The organism is Thalassorhabdomicrobium marinisediminis, from assembly GCF_003072065.1.
In the GTDB taxonomy this organism is placed as follows: Bacteria; Pseudomonadota; Alphaproteobacteria; order Rhodobacterales; family Rhodobacteraceae; genus Octadecabacter; species Octadecabacter marinisediminis.
Map to the genome: position 1 here is coordinate 24,570 of NZ_QCYG01000002.1, position 20,992 is coordinate 45,561.

Genomic DNA, 20,992 nt, shown 5'->3' on the forward strand with positions numbered 1-20,992 from the left:
GGCCGCACCCCATGGATAATGTGTAGACTTGTTTCATAAAAGCGAATATAATTCGTCATCATGTTAAGCTATTCTGGAGTAAGGGATGGATAGTCGGCAACTTAAAACTTTGGTGGCTATTGCTGAGCATGGCACTTTCGCCCGTGCAGCAGAAGTTGTGCACATCACTCCCTCTGCTGTCAGCCAACAAATACTGGCATTAGAAACGGAAGTGGGTGTTCCGTTATTTAACCGCGACAAGCGTCCACCGACTTTAAACCTCCAAGGGCAGCAGCTGGTAACTTCTGCGAAAAAAATTCTGCGGCTCTTGCAGGACACGCAGAGCGCGATCGAGGGCAAACATCCTACCGGAACCCTGACGATTGGGTCGGTTCGAACCAGCGCAATTGGGATGCTGCCGGCTGCTATTGTATCACTACGCAATACTTATCCTGAGTTGCTGGTAAGGCTGCGAGTTGGCATGTCCAACACGTTGATTAGTGACGTCTTGGCTGGTAAGTTGGATATCGCAGTTGTGGCCGAGCATGTCGGAATTCCCAAGTCTCTGAGGTGGACGCCCTTTATCCGAGAGCCACTGGTTGTGATTGCCCCGCCTGGCACGCCAGCCATGCCCGCCCGTAAGTTGCTCGAGTCGATGCCCTTCATCCGGTTTCATGCGAACGTGCCACTCGCTATTATGATCGATACCGAACTGTCGCGCCTCGGAATTACCACTCAGGACACTGCTGAAATCGATACAGTCGCAACTATCGTCGAATGTGTCAGCGCGGGGCTGGGTGTCGGGATTGTGCCCCAAGTTGCCCTTCGGAGCACCCCGGCGATGCTGACAACTGCGCAATTCGGTGATCCTCAATTATTCCGGCATGTTGGTATAGTTCGCCCTGCATCTTCCCCCAAAGATCAGTTTTTTAATGAAGTGCATATGCGATTAGCGGGAATGGCAGATGAATATGGCGTTCTACCACCTGAACTAAAGTCATCATAGGGTTCATCATTAAATAAATTTTACTTTGACGAAGATGATAGATGCCCGTGGGCTGGCCGATGCCTCCAATAGAGGGCGGCTATGCCGTATGTCATACTTAGATCGTGCTGCATCGATCCCCGGATTTAACCCTATCATTACGTCCCTGCTCTGAGGGTATTCATTTAAGACTGCACACCATTTAATCTGCGAAAAATGACCTCATGGCTGACACCACAGATTGACTTACAGCGCCTAGCTTCTCGGCAGGAGTTCATTTAGCCAGATGATTTTCCCCCGATAGCGGCGGTCGAGCAGATCGCCGAGAGAACCATGTGGGTATAGTTTGCTCACCTTCACCGTGTCGCCTATTGATGCCATCGCCAGTGAGTTCCAATGGCATGCCCAATAGTGAACCTGTGACACACGCTGATAGATCAAACCAGTTTTGAAATTTCTATGGTTGCACTCATGTCCTTATATCCCTAAGTTATTGATATTATGACAAAGAATCCTACCATCCCAGCCAGCTCTTCCACACCCCGACACTTTACCTACCCGTCGCGCAGGTCCGTCAGGACGTCGGCGGCGATCTTGAATGAGCGGATGCGCGCGGCGCTGTCGTGGATCATACCTGTGACCATCAGCTCGTCCGGCCGATAGGTCTCGATCAGCTCCGCCAACCGGCCCCTGATCGTCTCGGCCGATCCGGTGGCCGAACAGGACAGGGCGTGCTGGATCGCGGCCTGAACCGGCGCGGGGATTTGCGCGGTAAGGTCACGGGTCGGATGCGGCAGCTTGCCCGGCTTCCCCGTGCGCAGGTTGGCAAAGGCCAGCATTTGCGACGTGCGCAGATACGCGGCTTCGGCATCCGTTTCGGCGGCACAGACACCGGCGGCCATCATGGCATAGGGCTGTGCCAGATGCTCGGACGGCTGGAAGGACGAGCGGTAAATCGACAGTGCCTCACCCAGCAGATCCGGCGCGAAATGCGACGCGAAGGCGTAGGGCAACCCGAGATAGGCCGCAAGCTGCGCGCCGTAAAGGCTCGACCCCAGTATCCAGACCGGCACATGGGTCCCGGCCCCCGGAATGGCACGGACCGCGGCCCCCTCGGGCGCGTCCCCGAGATAGCCGATCAGTTCCTGCACGTCCTGCGGAAAACTGTCCTCGGGGGCCATGTGACGGCGCAGCGCGCGGGCCGTGGCCATGTCGGTCCCCGGCGCACGGCCCAACCCAAGGTCGATCCGGTCGGGATAAAGCGTCGCCAGCGTGCCGAACTGTTCCGCGACGATCAGCGGCGCGTGGTTGGGCAGCATGATCCCGCCCGCCCCGATCCGCATCGTCCGAGTCGCCTGTGCCACATGGCCGATCACCACCGCCGTCGCCGCACTGGCGATGCCGGGCATGTTGTGATGTTCGGCGAGCCAGAACCGGTGATACCCGGTGGCCTCTGCCGCACGGGCCAGCGCCACCGTGTTGTCCAGCGCATCCGCTGCGGTCTTGCCCTCGGGCACGGGCGACAGGTCGAGAAGTGAGAATTTTTTCATGAAGACAGCTCCTTGACGCTTCACCTAGTCAGCCCGGGTGCCCAATCCAAGGCCCGGTGCCGTCGGGTGATGAAAGCCGTCCAGAAGCGCCCTGCCAATCCCGCCGCGTCAGCCGCGTTTGTCCAGCGCTTCGAGCAGCTTGTCCTTCTCGTCAGACCGCATCGACACCGTGTGACCAGAGGCGGGATAGGCGCCGCTGTCGACGGCCTGTTTGAAGCCCTGCACGGCGCGGCGCCGTTCCTGGTCGAGCTGGCGCAGGATCGCCGCCCCGTCACCCCAGGATTGCGCGTGGCGCGGCGGGTTCTCGGTCTCGCCGCAGATATCCTCAAGAAACAGGAAGATCACATCGCCCGCAGGGCCCGCCCCGATGGAGCTGGTGATCAGCGATGTGTGCTGGCTGATCGCGGCCAGCGCGTCCTCGGCCACGCATTCCACCTCGCACCCGAAAGCGCCTGCATCTTCCAGCCGGCGCATATCGTCCAACACCGCGAGCGCCTCATCGGCGGTCTTGCCCACGGTGCGCATCCCGCCCAGTTGGATCGACTTGGACGGCACCATGCCCACATGGCCCTGCACCGCGATCCCCTGATTGGCGATCATTTCCACCACGTCCAAGCTGCGCGGCGTGAGCACGCAATCGGCCCCCTGCATCGCCGCTTCGATGGCTCCGGCGAGTATCTCTTCGTTGGTGACGTAGCGCCCGGCGAACAGAGCGGCGGTGATAAACGTGGTCGGCGCGCCCTTGCGCACCTCGGGATACCAGTCGCTGCCGGTGATGATCATGTCGATGCCCTGATCGGCGATGATCCCGGCCTCGGCGGCGGTCTGCGCCGTCACTTGCGTCATCTTGCGACCGGCGGCCTTGTTGGCGCGCATGTCGGCAATGGTCAGCGCCCGCTCTTCCAGCGCATGGCCGTAGGTGTAAATCCGTTTCATGGCGGGCCTCAGGTTTGCGACGACGGGACGTTGATCACCAGACCATCCATCTCGGGCGTCACGGCGATCTGGCAGCTCAGGCGGCTGCTCGGGGTGGGGTCGATGACGAAATCCAGCATGTCGGTCTCGTCGTCCTCGGGCGGGGTCAACTTATCAACCCATTCGTCGGCGACGTAGCAATGGCAGGTGCCGCAGGCGCAGGCACCGCCGCATTCTGCCGCAATGGCGGCGATGCCGGCGTTCACCGCGACCTGCATGACGCTCATGCCCGGCTCGGCCTTGGCTTCGACGGTGGTGCCGTCGGCTTCGATAAAGGTGATCTTGGTCATGTCTCAGGGCCTCCGGACGGCAATTTCAAGGGCGATCGGGCCGCGCACGGACAGCCCCGGTTTGTAGGTCGGCTCCTGCACCAGCTCGATGCGGGGGAAGCGTTGGTTCAACGTGGTGAAAATCACATCCATGTCGAGGCGCGCCAGATGGTTGCCCAGACAGAAATGGGTGCCGCCACCGAAGGCCAGATGCCGGTTCGGGCTGCGGGTGACGTCGAACTGGTCGGCCTTCTCGAAGCGCGCAGGATCGCGGTTCGCCGCACCATAGAGCAACCCGAACCGTGTGCCGGCCTCGAACATGCGCCCGGCCACCTCGGTGTCCTCGGTGGCGAAGCGGTGGAAATAGGGCAAGGGCGATTCGAAGCGGAACATCTCCTGCACCGCCAGATTGATCAGCGTCGGATCGTCGCGCAGCTTCTGGTGCTGGTCGGGGAAGCGCAGCAACGCATGCATGCCCGAGCCCAGCACGTCGATGGTCGAGCCATGGCCCGCCATCAGGATCAGCATCGTTGTGGCGACCAGCTCATCCTCGGACATGCGTCCGGCGTCGCAGTGCTCGACCATGCGCGACATCAGATCCTCTCGCGGGGCCTTGCGGCGGGCGGCCACCAGCGTCAGCAGGTATTCATAGAATTCCTTCGTCGCCTGTTCGGCAAGCTGCTTGTCCGCCTCGCCCCGGCCGACATCGAAGAACCGCACGACCTGCTCGGACCAGACGCGCAGTTGCGGGCAATCGACGTCGGGCACGCCGATCACGCGGCCGATGATGTGGCCGGGCACGTGGGCCGCGAAATCCTCCACGAAATCAAAAGTGTCGCGGTCCGCCAAGCCGTCGAGCAGGTGATCGACAAAGGCCTGAATCGTGTCCCGTTGCCGCGCGATCATCGCGGCGGTGAATTCGCGGAACACCAGCTTGCGCAACCGGGCGTGGGTCTCGCCCTCGCTTTCCAGCAGGTTGGTCTGCACGAAGCGCTCATGATGGGGCATGTCGTGCCAGTTCAACTTGCGCTGCTCGGCCTTGCGCTCTGCCTCGGACAACAGGTGGTCGCGGTTGCGCACCATGGTCTTGTTCAGCGCGACCGCTTCGACCTCGGCCGCCTTGGTCAACATCCAGGTGTCAACGTCTTCGTAATAATAGGGCGCGTCCAGCGCGCGCAGCTCGGCATAGACCGCGTGGGGGTCTTGGGCGAAACGCGCGGACAAAGGGTCGAAATCGGGGCGGGTCATGGCAGGTCCAAATTCTGTGGCAGGTCGCCCCTTCCTAGAAAGCCCGCGGCGGGGATGGAATGGACAAATCCCTCAATTTGTATATTCCTATCGGACAAAATCACCGGTGCGCCGATCCCCCATGCCCAACACGATTGCCTACAACTCCCCCCTGTCGCGGGATATGCCCTTTCCCTACGGTGTGCTCGCCGCCGGGCAAAGCCGGTTCACGCCGCAAGATCCGGCGGTCACGGCGCGCTTCAAGGAACACACTGTCATCCTCACGCTCGATGGCGTTGGAGAGGTCACGGTGGGCGATCAGGTCAACCGGCCCGGACCGCTCACGCTGTCGTGGGTGAACACCTCGGCCGAGTATCGCCACGCCTGCGCCCCTGACAGCGACGCGTGGACATATCTCTGGTTTTCGTTCGCCGGTCACGCCTTGGGCCAGCTTTACGACAAGCTGGCGCGACGGGGTCAGCTTCACGCCGCGGTCGGGCCGGATACCATCGACACCTTCAAGGCGGTTCTGCGCGGCGTCTCGTCAAGCCATCCCGGGCGGCACAGCCAGCTCAGCGCCCTTGTCGCGCAGGTCATCGCCCGGTTTGAAAACAGCCCCAGCCAGCGGGCCAGCCAAAGCACCTTGCATCACCTCGCCATTGCCATCTCGGAAAATCTGGCCGAGCCCTGGGACACGCAAACGATGGCCGCGCAAGCGGGGCTCAGCCTGTCGCGATTTCATGCGGTCTTTCGTGAGGCCTTCGATCTGCCGCCGGCCACATGGCTGCGCGAACAGCGGATCAACGCCGCCAAACGGATGCTGACCGAAACCGCCCTGCCCGTGACGCGGATCGGAGAGCTTTGCGGCTATCCCGACCCGCACCATTTCAGCCGCGAGTTCGCCAAGAACGCCCTGCTGCCCCCCTCACGCTTTCGCGCGCAAATGCGCTCACGCGTGGCTCGCTAGGCGCGGCGGCGGCGGGCGTCAGAACCGCAGTGACAGGCAGGACATGCCGCCATCGAGTTTCGCGCAATCGGTGTTGTCGATCTCGACCACCTCGAACCCCTCCCGGTCCAGAAGCTCGGCGGTGCGCGGAAAGCCCGCCGCCATCAGCACCAGCCCGTTGAAGCGGATCGCATTGGCCGCCGCCTCTTCCCCCTCGGGCACGTGCAGCACGCGGTAACCCTCAAAACAGCCCGACGCATCCAGCCGCCGCGTCGCCAGAATGGTCTCGGCGTCCATCAGCGAGCAATCGGTCTTGAAGTGCAAGACCCCCTCGGGCGTGAACACCTCACGCAGGGTGTAGCCCCAGTCCGAGGTGATCTTTTCCAGCTCTTCCACGCCCGCCCCGTCGGTGCGGTCCGAGCGGCCCACGAGGATCTCGCGCCCCGTCACAAGGATGTCGCCCCCCTCGATATGGCCCGGTCCGGTGATCTCGTGCACCGTGTCGTAGCAGGCCCGCAGGGTCGGCGCCATTTCCGCCACCTCGCCCATGCGCGACGGCGCGCCGGGGCGCATCAGGATCGCGCCTTTCGGCAGGCACAGCGCCGTATCCTCAACGAATTGCGCGTCGGGAAAGGCGGGCAGCGGGGCCAGTTCGATGACCTCGGCCCCGGTGCTTTTCAACGCCGCGACATAGGCCTTATGGGCGGCCAGCATGGTGTCGAGGTTCGGATTGCCGGTGTCCTCGGCGCGCAACCCTTCGGCAATCGTCGCGGCGGGGCGGCGCGTGATGGCGCGGGTGAACTCATAGCTTGGCTCGGTCATGGGCTGTCTTTCCTGAAGTTGGCTTATGCGACGACGCGCGTCTTGGCATTGGCATGGGTCACGATCCGCGACACGGCGGTGGCGAAGGCGGCGTCGTCGACGGTCAGCGCCACCCGCACCCAATCCTTGAGCGCCGCGCCGAAGGCCGATCCCGGCATCACCGCGACCCCGGCCTGCAACAGGTCCCAGGCGTAGGCGTCTCCGTCGAGCCCGGTCGCGGCCACGTTGATCATTGCGAACATGCCCGCTTCGGGCCGGTGCACGGTCAGGTCCGTTTCCGCGTCCAGACGCTCCGCCAGCAGCGCCGCCCGCGCCGCGAACCGCGCCGCCATGCCGGGGGCCACGTCGGAGCCGTCGCGCACGGCCTGTTCGGTCATGTCGGCGATGAAGGGCTGGTTGCCGAACAGCATCGTCTCGGAATAGGGCAGAAGCGCCGCGCAGAAGGCCGCAGGCCCCGCGCACCAGCCGCTGCGGAACCCCGGCGCCGCGTGGGATTTCGAGATCGAGGAGACCGCGATCACCCGATCCGCCAGTTCCGGATCGGCCAGCGGTGAGGTAAAGACCCCGCCCTCGAACACCAGTTCTTCATAGACTTCATCGGAAATGATCCAGAGATCATGGGCCTTGGCCACCCGGCCGATCGCGGCCACATCCTCGGGCGTGAGCATGGCGCCGGTGGGGTTGTGTGGCGTGGTGAGCAGGATCGCCCGGCTGCGTGGCGTGACGCGGGCGGCGATGTCCTCGGCCTGCATGCGGAACCCGTGCTCGGCCCGCAGCGGAACCGGCACCATGTCGGCGCCCGTGGCCCGCACGACCCCCTCATAGGTGGCATACATCGGATCGCCCACCAGAACTTCGTCGCCCGCCTGCGCCACACCGGCCATCACCGCGAAAAGCGCCGTCTGGGTGCCGGGAAAGCACAGGAAATTCTCCGGGCCGAAGGGCCGCCCGCGCGACGCCGTATAGCGCGCGGCAAGCGCGTCGAGCAGGCCCGCTTCTCCGCGCCCGTTGGAATAGCCCGTGCGCCCCGCACGCATCGACGCCACGGCGGCTTCGACCAGCGCGTCCGGGGTGGGCACGTCCGGCTCACCGATGGTCATCTCAAGAATGTCCGCACCCGCCTCGATCAGCTCGCGCGCCTTGAGGTGCACCTGCCACTTGTCCCCGCCCAGACCGGCAAGATGCCCGGTTACATCCGTCATCCGCATGGCTGCTCTCCTTTATTGGTCAATTCCAGTCCGATAATGGCGCTGACCGAGGTCAGGCCGATCTGTGCAAGCTGCCCCTCGCCAAAGGCATCGGGCAGTGCGCCGCCCTCCAGCCAAAGCCCGTCGATCAGCGCGTTACAGGCAATGGCCAGCCTCTGCCCTTCGCCGTCATCGACGGGCTGGCCGACCTCGTGCAGGGCCGCGACGATCAGCGTTTCCAGATGATCGCGGAAATAGGCATAGGTCCGTCGGTGCACATGCTGCATCTTGGGATCGTGCTGCACCTTGTTGAGGAACCCGGCCCAGAGCGCGACCGCGCCCGGGTCCACGATTGGCGGCCGCAACGAGGCTTCGACAAAATTGCGCAGCCGCGACACCGCGCTGCCGTCCCCCGCAAACGCCGCCGTCTGGTCGGTCAGCCGGTTCATGTGATGTTCGTAGGCCGCCTGAATCAGCTCGTCCTTGGAGGAAAAGTAGTGCCGGATCAGGCCCTGCGTCACCCCCGCCCGTGCCGCGATCTCGCGCACGGTGGCGCCGCTGATGCCCAGCTCGGCGATCAACTCAAGCGTGCCCTGCACCAGCGCCTCGCGCCGGGATTGCGCGGACTCGCGTTTGAATTTCCGGCTTTGGTCCAGCACGTCGCGCGGCACCCCCAAGTGGCAAAAGAAGAAATTATACGGTTGCATAATTACGCGCGCCATTGCTTACTGCAAGCCGAAATCGGAAGAACACGGATCATGGAAACAGCACAAGCAGTTCCGCCGGCCCAGCCCCCGGCCCCGGGCGAGGTGGCGATCGAAGTCGAGGATTTGCACAAGTCCTTTGGCCCGCTCGAAGTCCTCAAGGGCGTCTCGCTGACTGCGCGCAAGGGCGATGTGGTCGCCATCATCGGTGGTTCCGGGTCCGGCAAATCCACCATGCTGCGCTGCATCAATTTTCTCGAAACGCCCAGCGCGGGCAAGATCGCCATCGGCGGCGAACAGGTCCGCATGCGCCCCGATGGCAGCCCCGCGGACCGGCGCCAGATCGAACGCATCCGCACGCGGCTGGCCATGGTGTTCCAACAATTCAACCTCTGGACACACCGCACGCTTCTGGACAACGTGACCGAGGTGCCGGTGCATGTGCTCAAGGTGCCGCGCGCGCAGGCCCGCGAACAGGCGCACGAACTGCTCAAACGGGTGGGTCTGGGTGATCGCGCCGACACCTATCCGGCCTATCTGTCGGGCGGCCAGCAACAACGCGCCGCCATCGCCCGCGCCCTTGCCGTGGACCCCGCCGCAATGCTCTTCGATGAGCCGACCTCGGCGCTCGACCCCGAGCTTGTGGGCGAGGTTCTGACCGTGATCCGCGATCTGGCCGCCGAGGGGCGCACCATGCTGCTTGTCACCCACGAAATGAAGTTCGCGCGCGAAGTCGCCGACCACGTGATCTACCTGCATCAGGGCCGGATCGAGGAACAGGGCCCACCGTCCGAGGTGTTCGGCAACACGCAGTCGCCACGCCTGCAGCAGTTCCTCAAATCCGTCGCATAACCACCGAAGAAGAAACCGAAACCAAAGGGAGAGACCACATGACGATCAAGAAACTGATGCTATCCGGCATTGCAGCCGCCATCCTGTCCGCCGGTGCCGCCAGCGCCGAAGAGGTCAAGATCGGCATTGCCGCAGAACCTTATCCGCCCTTTTCCGAGCTCGACAGCTCGGGCAACTGGTCGGGTTGGGAAATCGACATCATCAACGCCGTGTGCGATGCGGCCGAGCTGGACTGCGTGATCACGCCCGTCGCATGGGACGGCATCATCCCGTCGCTCACCGGTCAGCAGATCGACGCGATCATGAACTCCATGTCGATCACCGAAGAACGTCTGCAAACCATCGACTTCAGCGACGCCTATTACAACACGCCCGCGGTCATCGTCGCGGACAAGTCCATGGACATCGAAGCCACGCCCGAGTCCCTCGCGGGCAAGATCCTCGGGATTCAGGCCTCGACCATCCATCAGGCCTATGCGCAGGAATATTTCCCCGACACCGAGCTGCGCGTCTATCAGACGCAGGACGAAGCCAATCAGGACCTCTTCGCCGGACGCATCGACGCCACGCAGGCCGACAGCATCGCCATGGCCGAATTCGTGAACTCGGACGCCGGTGCCTGCTGCGAGATCAAGGGCGCGGTGGCTGATGATCCGACCATTCTGGGCCGCGGCGTCGGCGCGGGTGTGCGCAAGGGCGACGACGAACTGCGCGAGGCGCTGAACCGGGGCATTGCCGCCATCCTCGAAGACGGCACCCATGAGGAGATCACGTCGAAGTATTTCGACGCCAGCATCTACTGAGCCCGCCGCAGGTGACCGAACTTCTCGAAGCATTGGGATTGGCGAAGAGCGCCGAGCTTTTGTCGCTCTCGCCGCCCGGATGGGGCCGCAACCTTTTGCGCGGCCTCGCCCATTCGTTGCAGATCGCGCTGGGGGCCTATGCCCTTGGGCTGGTGATCGGGCTGTTCGGGGCCTATGGCAAACTCTACGGCGGGAAGGTCACGCGCGACCTTCTCGCCATCTATACGACGGTGATCCGCGCGGTGCCTGAACTGGTGCTGATCCTGATCCTTTATTACGTGGGCACCGACCTGATCAACAAGGCGTCTAGCGCCATGGGCGGTGGCCGGGTCGAGATCAGCGGCGTTGGCGCGGGCATCTGGGTGCTGGGCATCGTGCAGGGCGCCTATGCGACCGAGATCCTGCGCGGTGCCATTCAGGCCGTGCCGCCGGGCCAGATCGAAGCCGCGAAGGCTTATGGCATGCCTGCGGTGATGACCATGCGGCGGGTGACCATCCCCGCGATGATGAGCTTTGCCGTGCCCGGTCTGGCAAACCTGTGGCTGATCGCCACCAAGGACACCGCGCTTCTGGCCGTGGTGGGGTTCAACGAATTGACGCTGGAAACCCGGCAAGCCGCCAGCAGCACGCGCTCCTATTTCACCTTCTTCCTCGCTGCCGGGGCGCTTTATCTGATGGTGACGCTGCTCTCGGGCCGCATTTTCGGCTGGATTGAAACATGGGCCCGGCGCGGCCAACCCTCGCTCAAGGGGGGGCGGATGTGATCGACCTGAAAGCCCTGTTCCAACCCCATCGCATCGTGATGATGCTCGTGTTCGCAGGGGTCGCGCTGTGGTGCGCCCTGTCCCTGCGGTGGGACTGGATTCCCGAATACCTGCCGCTGGCGCTGCAAGGGATCTGGACCACCCTTTGGCTGATGGTGGCCTCACTTGTGCTGGGCTTCCTGCTTGCGGTGCCGCTGGGCTTGGCGCAGGCGGTCGGGCCGTGGTATCTGGCCGCCCCCGCGCGGGCCTTCTGCACCGTCATCCGCGGCACCCCGCTTCTGCTGCAACTCTGGCTGCTCTACTACGGACTGGGCTCGCTCTTTCCGCAGTTCCCGTGGATCCGCTCGTCCGAGCTCTGGCCCTATCTGCGGCAGGCCTGGCCCTATGCGCTGCTCGCGCTCACCCTGTCCTATGCGGGCTATGAGGGTGAGGTTATGCGCGGCGCGTTCAAGGGGGTCGCCAAGGGCCAGCTTGAGGCGGCGAAAGCCTACGGGATGCCGCGCCTGACCCTGTTCCGCCGGATCTGGCTGCCGCAGGCGATCCGCAACGTGCTGCCCACGCTGGGGGGCGAAACCGTGCTGCAACTCAAGGCGACGCCGCTGGTGGCCACGATCACCGTGGTCGACATCTACGCGGTCTCTTCGCGGGTGCGCTCGGACACGTTCATCGTATATGAGCCGCTGATCCTGCTGGCGGTGTTCTACATCCTTGTGGCCGGGATCATCGCGCTGGCGTTCCACTGGCTCGAGGTGCGGGTGCTGGGATCGGGCCAACCCGTTCGGATCACCGCCAACACCCGCTAGGACGCGATGCGCGGCGCGGTATCGCCCGTCGCGGGCGTCTCCATCGCTTGCCGCAGGGCCTGCGCCATCGGCGCGGGGCGGCCGAAGTAGAAGCCCTGCACCGTTTTCACCCCGAAAGACGTCAGAACCGCGACCTGATCGGCGGTCTCGACCCCTTCGACCACCACGTCGAGCTCCATCGTCCGGGCGATATCCAGCACCGAGGCAAAGAGCATCCGCGCCTGTCCCGGCGCGTCGATCTGCGTCACCAGAGAGCGGTCGATCTTCAACTCGTCGGCCATGATCGCGCGCAGGTAGGCGAGCGAGGAATAGCCCGTGCCGAAATCGTCGATCGAGATCCGCACGCCCAGCGCGCGCAACTGCGCAAGGATCTGTCCGGTCAGCTTCCAGTCGCGCAGCTGCACGGTCTCGGTGATCTCAAGCGTGAGGAGGTCAGCCCGCAGGCCCGAGACCTCAAGCGCCTCGCGCACCCAATCGACCAGCCGGCTGGAGGTGAAATGCAACCCCGAGAGGTTGACGCTCACCGCATAGGCGGTCTCGTGCAGCATGTTCCATTGCGCCACGGCGCGGGTCGCCTCGTCCAGAACGTAGCGGTCGATGCGCTGGATCATCCCGGTCTCTTCGGCCACCTGCACGAACTCGTCCGGCGGGGTCAGCCGCCCGGCGCGCTGCCAGCGGACCAGCGCCTCGAACCCGGTGGGGGTGGCGGTCGCAAGATCGACCTTGGGCTGCAGATAAACGCTCAGCTCGCGATTGCTCACCGCGTTGGGCAGATCCTCAACCATGGCGCGCCGCTCAAGGAAGCGGACCTCAAGCGCGCTGTCATAGACGGCGAAGCGGTTGCGCCCGGCGGACTTGGCTTCATACAGGGCGAAATCGGCGATCCGGCTGAGCAGATCTATCGTCGCGCCGTCCGTGTCGCGCGCAAGCTCGGTCGTGGCCAGCCCGATGCTGATCCCCACGCCGACCGCCTCACCGTCAATGTCCACGGGTTTCGCGGTTGAGCGCAGGATCCCCTCACACAAGTGAATCAACCCGGCCAGATCGGTCGTCGGCACCACAAGGGCAAACTCATCGCCACCCAACCGCGCCGCAAAGCCGGAGTGACGCCGGGCAAAGGCCGCCAGTTTCTGCGCCACGAACCGCAGCACCGCATCGCCGGTGCCATGGCCGAACGTGTCGTTGATGCTCTTGAACTCATCCAGATCGGCCAGCAGCAGCGCGACGTCCTGTCCCTCCGCCAGCGACCGCTCAAGCCGTTCCTTGTATTGCGTCCGGTTGGGCAGGCCGGTCAGCGCGTCGTTGTAGGCCAGAAAGGCCACCTTACGCTCGGCCACGTCGCGCGCCTGACGGCCCAGAACCTCACGCCGGAGCAGCATCAGCGTGAGCCAGCTCAGAAGCGTGAGCCCGGCCAGCGTGATCAGCACATTGCGCTGCTGCTGGCGCAGCGCGGTTGACTGCATCGCCAAAACGTCGTCGGACTGGCGGCGCATCTCGTCCAGAAACAGCACCAGCTTGCTGCGGGTGTCTTCGGCGGCGACCAGCAGGTCCGAGGCGAGGCCCGGCAGGTCCGCAAACCCGTCAGCCGTCGCCCTGTCGGCAATATCCAGCACCTCGCGCAGCGCCGCGACAGAAAGCGCGCCCAGCGTCTGGTTGCTGCCCTCTTGCACAAGGCCGCTGAAGTGATCCACCCGGACAAAGATGATATCCGCCGCGCCGATGAAGTCCTGTTGGTCCGCCTCGGTCATCTCACCCCGATTGCGGGCACTTTGGGCGATGGTCACCAGCCGCTGCACGTCGCTCATGGCGACATAGCCGTTGCGCAACTGCGCGTCGCGGAACACTGCATGGGTCTGTTCCAGCTTTTCGACCATCGAATGCCCATACATCGCGGCACCGGCGTATGTTATCAGCAGCACGCCCAACACCGAGGCCATCCCCCTGCGCGAGGCGATGACATCGAGAAACCGCTCAAGCCGGCCCCGCGTCGCCGGGGTGGAACACCAGGACAAGACCCGGCCCTAGCCTTCGGGCTCGATGCGGGCCACCATCCAGACGAAGTTCGCCTCATCGGTCAGGTCAGATGTCTCGAACACCTCTTGATCGATGACGAACTGGATCGGGCCGCGCGCGCGCCGCGTATGGGCGCGCCCGTCCACCCGGGTCGCCACCAGAATATCCACCGTCTCGATCAACTCGGCGCTCAGCACGGTGGTATAATCGTTCTCGGCAGTGACCGCGATGCTCTGCCCCTCCAACCCGTTGGCGGCCAGCACATCGCGCAGGCGGACACCCTCAAAGGTGGCGGGCACCTCGCGCCAAGGCGTGGCGGTGGTCAGGCTGTAGGTCGGCAGTCGTTCCAGATCGGCCTGGGCATAGACAGTCTCGCCCCCGTCAGGGCCGATCACCTGCAATTGCGCGTCCGGATGGGTCAGCGGCGCAAGCGCCACCGGCTCAAGCCCCCCGGCAAGGGCGGGGGCGGAAAAGACGGCCCCGACAAGGGCAAGGGCGGGCAGGATACGGGGCATGGCGACCTCGGGGCTGGTTTGCGTTGCCCCCACTTCTAGGACAGAGGACTTACCAAGGCGTTAACAAGCCCCCGCCCGGGGGCCGCGCCGCCCCGTTGCAGAATGCCGCCCATACCCCCTGCGCCCCTTGACGTTCCCACCGCATCGCACCAGCGTAGCGCCAGATTACGAAAGGCCGTCCCATGTCGAAACTGCACAAGAAAATCGTCCTCACCGGAGCCTGCGGCAACCTCGGGATGGAGATTCGCGCAACCCTCGCCGCGCTCGCCGATGAACTTGTCTCGGTGGACATCGCCGACGCCCCCGCCGACCTGCTCGAGAACGAGCGTTTCGTGCAGGCCGATTGCGCCAATTTCGATGAGGTTTTGCCCCTGATGGAGGGCGCGGACATGGCGGTGCATTTCGCCTCCATCGCCGATGAGCGCCCCTTCGAGGTGCTCTTGGGGCCGAACTACCTGTCCTCCTACAACGTCTGGGAAGCGGGCCACCGGCAGGGCGTCAAACGGGTGATCTATGCCTCTTCGGTCCATGCGGTCGGAATGCGTGAGAACGCCGAAGGCATCGACGTGGACGCCGAGCACGCCCCCGACACCTTCTACGGGCTCGCCAAATGTTTCACCGAGGATCTGGGCAAGCTTTACTGGGCGAAGCGCGGCATGGAATCCGTGCATTTGCGGATTTTCTCCTGCACGAAAGAGCCGCAGAACGTCCGCGCACTGCGCACATGGCTGTCATTCGACGACCTGCGCCATCTGGTGGAGCGCGCGGTCACGGCGACGACCACGGGCTTTGCGGTGATCTACGGCATTTCCAACAACGACCGCGCGCCGGTGAACAATACGAAGGCCGGATTTCTGGGCTACAAACCCAAGGACAACGCCGAGGACTGGGCTGACAAGCTGCTGGCCGAAGCGCCCCCCGCGGACCCGTCGGACCCTGCGCAAATGTGCTTGGGCGGCCCCTTCGCCACCGTGCCCTTGGGGGAAAGCGGCGTTGCGGGGATCAAAGCGATGTCGGGGGAGAATGAGTCGGGTGCGACCGCCCCTGAGACCGCCGCGAAAACTGCGACCGATGCGAAAAAGCTGCCGTCGTTCCTGACGAAAAAGGGCATGAACCCTTAGGTTTTTAGCCCCTCATCAAGGGCAACGCCGGCCCGCCGGGGTGGCGGTAACGCCACCCCGAGGGGGGCGGGACGGCGTTGCCCGGCGTGCCGCCGGGCATGGCAAAAGCGGCCGCCCCGTACCGAATTAAAGCGCCCCTTCGGCCGCGTCGCGAATGGCGCGGATGTTCTCGCCGTAGACCTCGGGCGCGTCCACCGACCCGCCCCGGAACACCGCAGAGCCCGCGACCAGCACGTCGGCCCCCGCCTTGGCCACCAGCGGCGCTGTCGTGGGATCAATCCCGCCGTCCACCTGAATGTGGATCGGCCGATCCCCCACCAAGGCCCGGCACCGCGCCACCTTGTCGACCATCGCCGAGGTGAACTTCTGCCCGCCGAAGCCCGGATTGATCGTCATGATCAGGATCATGTCGATGTCGTCCAGAATGTCGGCCACGTGATCCAGCGGCGTCGTCATGTTCAGCGCCACCCCCGCCTTGGCCCCGGCCCCGCGCACCGACTGGAGCGAGCGGTGCAGATGCGGCCCGGCCTCGGCGTGAACCGTGATCATGTCGCTGCCCGCCTTGGCAAAATCGCCGATATAGGGATCGGTGGGCGAGATCATCAGATGCACGTCCATGAAGGTCTTCACATGGGGGCGGATCGCCGCCACGACATTGGGCCCGATCGTCAGGTTTGGCACGAAATGCCCGTCCATCGGGTCAACGTGGATCCAGTCCGCGCCCTGCGCCTCGACCGCGCGGATCTCGGCGCCGAGGTTGGCGAAATCCGCCGACAGGATGGACGGAGCAATCTTGATGGAGCGGTCGAAGGACATGGGGCACCTTTTGCGTTTGCGTCGCCCGTTCCCTAGCGCGCGCGCCCGCCTTTGTCACGCGCCCGACGCGCAGGGCCGTGGCGAACTGCGACGGTGCATTCGCCGCAATCCTGTGGTAATTTGACGTCATGCTGACCACACCCGCCGTCACCCTAACCGCCGCCGACACCTTCGCCCCGGATGAGGCGTTCCTCCTTTCCCGGGGCGAACTCGACACCCGCCGCCCGCCAGCGCTGCACGGGCAGGATTTTCACGAACTGCTCTGGGTGCAGAACGGCAGCGTGCGGCTGCATACGCCCACGGGCAAACAGGACCTCACCGAAGGCGATCTGCTGTTCCTCTCCCCGCACCAGTTGCACGGGTTGCAAGGGCGGGGCACGACCCCCATCGTTGTTTCGCTGATGATCCGGCCCGGCGTGATCCGCGCCATCGGCAAGCGCCACGACGAACTGGGGGGCATCGCCTTCTGGACCGGCTGTGACCAGCCCCACGTCACCCACCGTGACATGCACCAGCTTGCCGCCCTCAATCAGGCGGCCTTGCGGCTGGAACGCGCGCCGCGCCGCAAGCTTTACCTCGAAGCCTTCCTGCTGCCGCTGCTTACGGCGCTTGACCGCAGGCCGGACGGAATGACACAGGACGCGCCCGACTGGCTTGTCGCCGCCTGCGCCGCCGCCCGCGCGCCCGAGGTGTTCCGCCACGGGGCCGCCGGGTTCGTCGCCGCCTGCGGCCGCGCGCACCCCCATGTGTCGCGCACCATGCGGCGGCACATGGGCATCACACCCTCGGACTATGTCAACGGGCTGCGCATGGACCACGCGGCCCGCCTGCTCACGGGCACCTCCGACCCGCTGGCCGAGATCGCCGCCGCCTGCGGGCTGCCGAACCTGTCACACTTCCACAAGCTGTTTCTGGCCCATCACGGCGAAACCCCGCAGCGCTACCGCCGGTTGCGGCAACGCCACCTGATCCAGCCGCGCCCCTGACGCCGGGGCCGTTTTCACCCACCGTCATCTGTCGCATAGCTTGCGCAGACCGGCCCCGCGTGTCAGGTTCGATGTTCACAACCCGGACGCAGAACATGCAGACCAAAGACAAGACCGAAACCCACCTGCCGCAGGTGCAGGAACAGCGCAACGACGGCCTCCCGCTCGACCTGTCCTGGGTCAAGGCGGTGCAGGCCAACACCTCCGCCATCGAACGCCGCGCGGCCACCCTACCGGGCCGCCGCTCGATCAAGAAGGACTATCAGGCCGCATGGCTGCTGAAAGCGATCAGCCTGATGGACCTCACGACCCTCGCCGGGGACGACACCGAAGGCCGCGTGCGCCGCCTGTGCACCAAGGCCCGCCAGCCCGTGCGCCCCGATCTTCTGGCCGCCCTCGATATGGAGGGGCTGACCACCGGCGCCGTCTGCGTCTATCACGACATGGTGCCCACCGCCGTCGACGCCCTGCGCGGATCGGGCATCCCCGTCGCTGCGGTCTCCACCGGCTTTCCCGCGGGCCTGTCGCCGTTCCACCTGCGCATCGCCGAGATCGGCGAAAGCGTTGCCGCCGGGGCCGAGGAGATCGACATCGTCATCACCCGTCGCCACGTCCTGCAAGGCAACTGGCAGGCCCTTTACGACGAGATGGCCGAGATGCGCGCCGCCTGCGGCACCGCCCATGTGAAAGCCATCCTCGCCACCGGAGAGCTCGGCTCGCTCAGGAATGTCGCCCGCGCCAGCCTTGTCTGCATGATGGCCGGCGCCGACTTCATCAAAACCTCAACCGGTAAAGAAGGCGTTAACGCCACGCTGCCGGTGACCCTGACCATGATCCGCGCAATCCGCGACTATCACCAACGCACCGGCCTGCGGGTGGGCTACAAGCCCGCCGGTGGCATCAGCAAGGCCAAGGACGCGCTGGTCTATCTGGCGATGATCAAGGACGAATTGGGCGACCGCTGGCTTCAGCCCGACCTGTTCCGCTTCGGCGCAAGCTCGCTTCTGGGCGACATCGAACGGCAACTCGAACACCACGTCACCGGCGGCTATTCGGCCGGCTGGCGCCACGCGATCGGATGACCGGCGCGCCTGACCATCCCTTCCGCCCGGCCGCAGGCCGGGCTGCCCCCGACCGCCCCCTCGGGCGGGGGCTTCACCCCCACCCGCGGCCGGGAGCCGCCCTTGGTAAACGGGCAGCAATGCTATGACAGTAAAAGAGATTTTTGACACCATGGATTATGGCCCCGCCCCCGAAAGCGCGCAAGAAGCGCTTGACTGGCTGAAGGATCGTGGCGGCCTCGCGGGCCACTATATCAACGGCCAGTGGGGCCCGCTGCGCGATGACTTCGCCTCCAATAACCCTGCCACCGGCGAAAAGCTGGCCGGTGTCACCAAAGGCACCGCGAAAGAGGTCGACAAGGCCGTCGCCGCCGCGCGCAAAGCCCAGCCGAAATGGGCAAAAGACGGCGCCGCCCGCGCCCGGGTGCTCTATGCCATTGCCCGCCTGATGCAGAAGAACGCGCGCCTGCTGGCGGTCATGGAATCCCTCGACAACGGCAAGCCGATCCGCGAAAGCCGCGACATCGACGTGCCGCTGGCAATCCGCCACTTCTACCACCACGCAGGCTTTGCCCAGCTGATGGAAGATGAGATGCCAAACGCCGAACCGCTGGGCGTCTGCGGCCAGATCATCCCGTGGAACTTCCCGCTGCTGATGCTGGCGTGGAAAATCGCGCCCGCGCTGGCCATGGGCAACACGGTGGTGCTGAAACCTGCCGAATACACCTCGCTTTCGGCCATGGTCTTCTGCGAGATCTGCACCGCCGCGGGCGTGCCCCCCGGTGTCGTCAACATCGTCACCGGCGATGGAGAGACCGGCGCCGCGCTGGTGAACTCCGACGTCGACAAGATCGCCTTCACCGGCTCCACCGCCGTGGGCCGGATCATCCGCGAACAGACCGCAGGCTCGGGCAAGGCGCTGTCGCTCGAACTGGGCGGCAAGTCCCCCTATATCGTGTTCGACGACGCCGACATCGATTCCGCCGTTGAAGGCCTCGTTGATGCGATCTGGTTCAATCAGGGTCAGGTCTGCTGTGCGGGCTCGCGCCTGCTGGTGCAGGAAGGCATCGCCGAGCGGTTCTACACCAAGCTGAAGGCCCGCATGGACGGTCTGCGCATCGGCGATCCGCTGGACAAGAGCATCGACATCGGCGCCATCGTCGACCCGATCCAACTGGCGCAGATCACCCAGATGGTTGAGGCGAACACCGCCGGTGAGACCTACCAGTGCGGCCAGCCCGAGGGCTGTTTCTACCCGCCCACTTTGATCACGGGCCTCGCCCCCGCCGACACGCTCATGCAGGAAGAAATCTTCGGGCCGGTGCTGGTCTCTTGCACCTTCCGCACCCCGGCCGAGGCGGTCGAGATCGCCAACAACACCCGTTACGGGCTGGCGGCGAGCGTGTGGACCGAGAACATCAACCTCGCCCTCGACATCGCGCCCAAACTTGTCAGCGGCATCGTCTGGGTGAACTCCACCAACCTGATGGACGCGGCCGCAGGCTTTGGTGGCGTCCGCGAAAGCGGCTTCGGGCGCGAAGGCGGCTGGGAAGGCCTGCTGGGCTACACCAAGCCGCGCGGCAAGTCCGAGAAGATCAAGGCGCCAGTGGCGTTCACCAGCGAAGACGGCACCCCCGCCGACCCGCTCGACCGGACGGCGAAACTCTACATCGGCGGCAAGCAGGCGCGGCCCGATGGCGGCTATTCCAAACCGGTTTTCAACAAGTCCGGCAAGCTGCTCGGCCATGCCTCGCTGGCCAACCGCAAGGACGTGCGCAACGCGGTCGAGGCCAACGCCGCCGCCAAAGGCTGGTCAAAATCCACCGGCCACCTGCGCGCGCAGATCCTCTACTACATGGGCGAAAACCTCTCCGCCCGCGCCGAAGAGTTCACCCGCCGCATCGACACGATGACCAACGGCAAGACCGGCACGGCGGAAGTCGAGGACGCAATCCAGTGGCTGTTCACCTGGGCCGCCTGGGCCGACAAACACGACGGCGCGGCCAAAGGCGTGCCAATCCGTGGTGTGGCGCTGGCAATGAACGAACCCGTCGGTAACATCGGCATCCTGACCGACGACACGCGCCCCCTGATGAGCCTGATCGAACCGCTGGCCCCCGCACTGGCCATGGGCAACCGCGTCACCGCAGTCGCCTCCGAGGTCTTCCCGCTGGCGGCGACGGATTTCTATCAGGTGCTGGAAACCTCCGACGTGCCTGCAGGGGTGGCCAATATCCTCACCGGGTCCCACGCCGAGCTTGCCCCGCACATGGCCGCGCACAACAACCTCGATGCGGTCTGGTCCTTCTCGACCACCGACCTCGCGCACGAGATCGAGGCAAAATCCACCGGCAACCTCAAGCGCACCTGGGTCAACAACGGCCAGTCCCGCGCCTGGCCCTCGGCGATCTGGCGCGCCCAGTCGACCGAGATCAAGACCATCTGGATTCCCTACGGCGAATAAATACCCACGCAGGGGGGCACCCTCCCCTGCCTTTTCTGGTTCCTAAATACCTAAGTCCGCCCGCGCCTCAGACGCATTCAGCCGCCGGTCTGGCGCAGTTAGCTCAGCGATACCCTTCTGAACGCTGAACCACGCCGCATAGGGTGTCCG

General features: G+C 64.7%; 20 protein-coding genes. 10 read left to right on the plus strand and 10 right to left on the minus strand.

The annotated features are described in order from the left end of the window. Window positions 1-85: 85 nt before the first annotated feature. A complete protein-coding gene (locus tag DC363_RS02505; protein ID WP_108639566.1) occupies window positions 86-985 on the plus strand; it encodes a LysR family transcriptional regulator in 900 nt (299 codons plus the stop codon). Window positions 986-1,518: 533 nt separating this feature from the next. On the opposite strand, the gene DC363_RS02510 is transcribed toward DC363_RS02505, so the two are convergent. From DC363_RS02510 to DC363_RS02525, 4 genes are all read right to left on the minus strand, one after another. After that, entirely contained in the window at window positions 1,519-2,514 is a 996-nt protein-coding gene (locus DC363_RS02510) for an LLM class flavin-dependent oxidoreductase (RefSeq protein ID WP_108639567.1), read from the minus strand. A gap of 108 nt (window positions 2,515-2,622) precedes the next feature. After that, window positions 2,623-3,450, minus strand: a complete 828-nt coding sequence (locus DC363_RS02515) for a 3-methyl-2-oxobutanoate hydroxymethyltransferase (RefSeq protein ID WP_108639568.1) — start codon at window positions 3,448-3,450, stop codon at window positions 2,623-2,625. A gap of 8 nt (window positions 3,451-3,458) precedes the next feature. Next, the gene (locus DC363_RS02520; protein WP_108639569.1) at window positions 3,459-3,779 is read right to left on the minus strand and encodes a 2Fe-2S iron-sulfur cluster-binding protein; all 321 of its coding nucleotides are present in this window, start codon (window positions 3,777-3,779) and stop codon (window positions 3,459-3,461) included. A gap of 3 nt (window positions 3,780-3,782) precedes the next feature. Next, window positions 3,783-5,006, minus strand: coding sequence for a cytochrome P450 (locus DC363_RS02525; RefSeq protein WP_108639570.1), 1,224 nt, complete (start codon window positions 5,004-5,006; stop codon window positions 3,783-3,785). A 121-nt stretch (window positions 5,007-5,127) separates the two neighbouring features. Here DC363_RS02525 and DC363_RS02530 point away from each other — a divergent pair, with 121 nt between their 5' ends. Further along, a complete protein-coding gene (locus tag DC363_RS02530; protein ID WP_158270824.1) occupies window positions 5,128-5,952 on the plus strand; it encodes a helix-turn-helix domain-containing protein in 825 nt (274 codons plus the stop codon). Between the two features lie 18 nt (window positions 5,953-5,970). Here DC363_RS02530 and DC363_RS02535 read toward each other — a convergent pair whose 3' ends face one another. From DC363_RS02535 to DC363_RS02545, 3 genes are read right to left on the minus strand one after another with little or no spacing between them, the layout of a single operon-like run. After that, the gene (locus tag DC363_RS02535; RefSeq protein ID WP_108639572.1) at window positions 5,971-6,753 is read right to left on the minus strand and encodes a dimethylarginine dimethylaminohydrolase family protein; all 783 of its coding nucleotides are present in this window, start codon (window positions 6,751-6,753) and stop codon (window positions 5,971-5,973) included. A gap of 23 nt (window positions 6,754-6,776) precedes the next feature. After that, window positions 6,777-7,961, minus strand: a complete 1,185-nt coding sequence (locus DC363_RS02540) for a pyridoxal phosphate-dependent aminotransferase (RefSeq protein WP_108639573.1) — start codon at window positions 7,959-7,961, stop codon at window positions 6,777-6,779. After that, entirely contained in the window at window positions 7,952-8,647 is a 696-nt protein-coding gene (locus tag DC363_RS02545) for a TetR/AcrR family transcriptional regulator (protein WP_108639574.1), read from the minus strand. The genes DC363_RS02540 and DC363_RS02545 overlap by 10 nt, the downstream gene beginning before the upstream one ends. Window positions 8,648-8,698: 51 nt before the next feature. On the opposite strand from DC363_RS02545, the gene DC363_RS02550 reads away from it, so the two are divergent. Genes DC363_RS02550 through DC363_RS02565 form a run of 4 tightly spaced genes read left to right on the plus strand, consistent with a single transcriptional unit; the run spans window position 8,699 to window position 11,866 of the window. Then, window positions 8,699-9,496: an ABC transporter ATP-binding protein gene (locus DC363_RS02550; protein ID WP_108639575.1), complete on the plus strand. Its 798-nt coding sequence runs from the start codon at window positions 8,699-8,701 to the stop codon at window positions 9,494-9,496. A 38-nt stretch (window positions 9,497-9,534) separates the two neighbouring features. Continuing rightward, complete coding sequence (locus DC363_RS02555) at window positions 9,535-10,299, plus strand: transporter substrate-binding domain-containing protein (RefSeq protein ID WP_108639576.1); 765 nt, start codon at window positions 9,535-9,537, stop codon at window positions 10,297-10,299. Window positions 10,300-10,310: 11 nt separating this feature from the next. Continuing rightward, complete coding sequence (locus tag DC363_RS02560; protein WP_108639577.1) at window positions 10,311-11,063, plus strand: ABC transporter permease; 753 nt, start codon at window positions 10,311-10,313, stop codon at window positions 11,061-11,063. Next, window positions 11,060-11,866, plus strand: a complete 807-nt coding sequence (locus tag DC363_RS02565; protein WP_108639578.1) for an ABC transporter permease — start codon at window positions 11,060-11,062, stop codon at window positions 11,864-11,866. The genes DC363_RS02560 and DC363_RS02565 overlap by 4 nt, the downstream gene beginning before the upstream one ends. On the opposite strand, the gene DC363_RS02570 is transcribed toward DC363_RS02565, so the two are convergent. Both DC363_RS02570 and DC363_RS02575 read right to left on the minus strand, forming a co-directional pair. After that, window positions 11,863-13,878, minus strand: coding sequence for a putative bifunctional diguanylate cyclase/phosphodiesterase (locus DC363_RS02570; RefSeq protein ID WP_146180736.1), 2,016 nt, complete (start codon window positions 13,876-13,878; stop codon window positions 11,863-11,865). The two genes, DC363_RS02565 and DC363_RS02570, sit on opposite strands and share 4 nt — an antisense overlap. A 9-nt stretch (window positions 13,879-13,887) precedes the next feature. Then, window positions 13,888-14,394, minus strand: coding sequence for a putative pterin-binding protein (locus DC363_RS02575; protein ID WP_108639580.1), 507 nt, complete (start codon window positions 14,392-14,394; stop codon window positions 13,888-13,890). Window positions 14,395-14,576: 182 nt separating this feature from the next. Here DC363_RS02575 and DC363_RS02580 point away from each other — a divergent pair, with 182 nt between their 5' ends. Next, entirely contained in the window at window positions 14,577-15,515 is a 939-nt protein-coding gene (locus DC363_RS02580) for an NAD-dependent epimerase/dehydratase family protein (RefSeq protein ID WP_108639581.1), read from the plus strand. A gap of 126 nt (window positions 15,516-15,641) precedes the next feature. Here DC363_RS02580 and rpe read toward each other — a convergent pair whose 3' ends face one another. Beyond that, entirely contained in the window at window positions 15,642-16,331 is a 690-nt protein-coding gene (gene rpe, locus DC363_RS02585; protein WP_108639582.1) for a ribulose-phosphate 3-epimerase, read from the minus strand. 128 nt (window positions 16,332-16,459) lie between these two features. On the opposite strand from rpe, the gene DC363_RS02590 reads away from it, so the two are divergent. From DC363_RS02590 to DC363_RS02600, 3 genes are all read left to right on the plus strand, one after another. Continuing rightward, complete coding sequence (locus tag DC363_RS02590; protein ID WP_108639583.1) at window positions 16,460-17,317, plus strand: AraC family transcriptional regulator; 858 nt, start codon at window positions 16,460-16,462, stop codon at window positions 17,315-17,317. Between the two features lie 95 nt (window positions 17,318-17,412). Next, complete coding sequence (gene deoC, locus DC363_RS02595) at window positions 17,413-18,399, plus strand: deoxyribose-phosphate aldolase (protein WP_108639584.1); 987 nt, start codon at window positions 17,413-17,415, stop codon at window positions 18,397-18,399. A 124-nt stretch (window positions 18,400-18,523) separates the two neighbouring features. Then, window positions 18,524-20,842, plus strand: coding sequence for an aldehyde dehydrogenase family protein (locus DC363_RS02600; protein WP_108639585.1), 2,319 nt, complete (start codon window positions 18,524-18,526; stop codon window positions 20,840-20,842). The last annotated feature ends 150 nt before the right edge of the window (window positions 20,843-20,992 follow it).

Bases quoted from the DNA above. Each gene is read 5' to 3' on its own strand.
- DC363_RS02600 (WP_108639585.1), top strand. From the start codon at position 18,524: ATGACAGTAAAAGAGATTTTTGACACCATGGATTATGGCCCCGCCCCC.
- DC363_RS02590 (WP_108639583.1), top strand. From the start codon at position 16,460: ATGCTGACCACACCCGCCGTCACCCTAACCGCCGCCGACACCTTCGCC.
- DC363_RS02515 (WP_108639568.1), bottom strand. From the start codon at position 3,450: ATGAAACGGATTTACACCTACGGCCATGCGCTGGAAGAGCGGGCGCTG.
- DC363_RS02575 (WP_108639580.1), bottom strand. From the start codon at position 14,394: ATGCCCCGTATCCTGCCCGCCCTTGCCCTTGTCGGGGCCGTCTTTTCC.
- DC363_RS02545 (WP_108639574.1), bottom strand. From the start codon at position 8,647: ATGCAACCGTATAATTTCTTCTTTTGCCACTTGGGGGTGCCGCGCGAC.
- rpe (WP_108639582.1), bottom strand. From the start codon at position 16,331: ATGTCCTTCGACCGCTCCATCAAGATTGCTCCGTCCATCCTGTCGGCG.
- DC363_RS02510 (WP_108639567.1), bottom strand. From the start codon at position 2,514: ATGAAAAAATTCTCACTTCTCGACCTGTCGCCCGTGCCCGAGGGCAAG.
- deoC (WP_108639584.1), top strand. From the start codon at position 17,413: ATGCAGACCAAAGACAAGACCGAAACCCACCTGCCGCAGGTGCAGGAA.
- DC363_RS02535 (WP_108639572.1), bottom strand. From the start codon at position 6,753: ATGACCGAGCCAAGCTATGAGTTCACCCGCGCCATCACGCGCCGCCCC.
- DC363_RS02525 (WP_108639570.1), bottom strand. From the start codon at position 5,006: ATGACCCGCCCCGATTTCGACCCTTTGTCCGCGCGTTTCGCCCAAGAC.
- DC363_RS02530 (WP_158270824.1), top strand. From the start codon at position 5,128: ATGCCCAACACGATTGCCTACAACTCCCCCCTGTCGCGGGATATGCCC.
- DC363_RS02550 (WP_108639575.1), top strand. From the start codon at position 8,699: ATGGAAACAGCACAAGCAGTTCCGCCGGCCCAGCCCCCGGCCCCGGGC.
- DC363_RS02520 (WP_108639569.1), bottom strand. From the start codon at position 3,779: ATGACCAAGATCACCTTTATCGAAGCCGACGGCACCACCGTCGAAGCC.
- DC363_RS02555 (WP_108639576.1), top strand. From the start codon at position 9,535: ATGACGATCAAGAAACTGATGCTATCCGGCATTGCAGCCGCCATCCTG.
- DC363_RS02505 (WP_108639566.1), top strand. From the start codon at position 86: ATGGATAGTCGGCAACTTAAAACTTTGGTGGCTATTGCTGAGCATGGC.
- DC363_RS02540 (WP_108639573.1), bottom strand. From the start codon at position 7,961: ATGCGGATGACGGATGTAACCGGGCATCTTGCCGGTCTGGGCGGGGAC.
- DC363_RS02580 (WP_108639581.1), top strand. From the start codon at position 14,577: ATGTCGAAACTGCACAAGAAAATCGTCCTCACCGGAGCCTGCGGCAAC.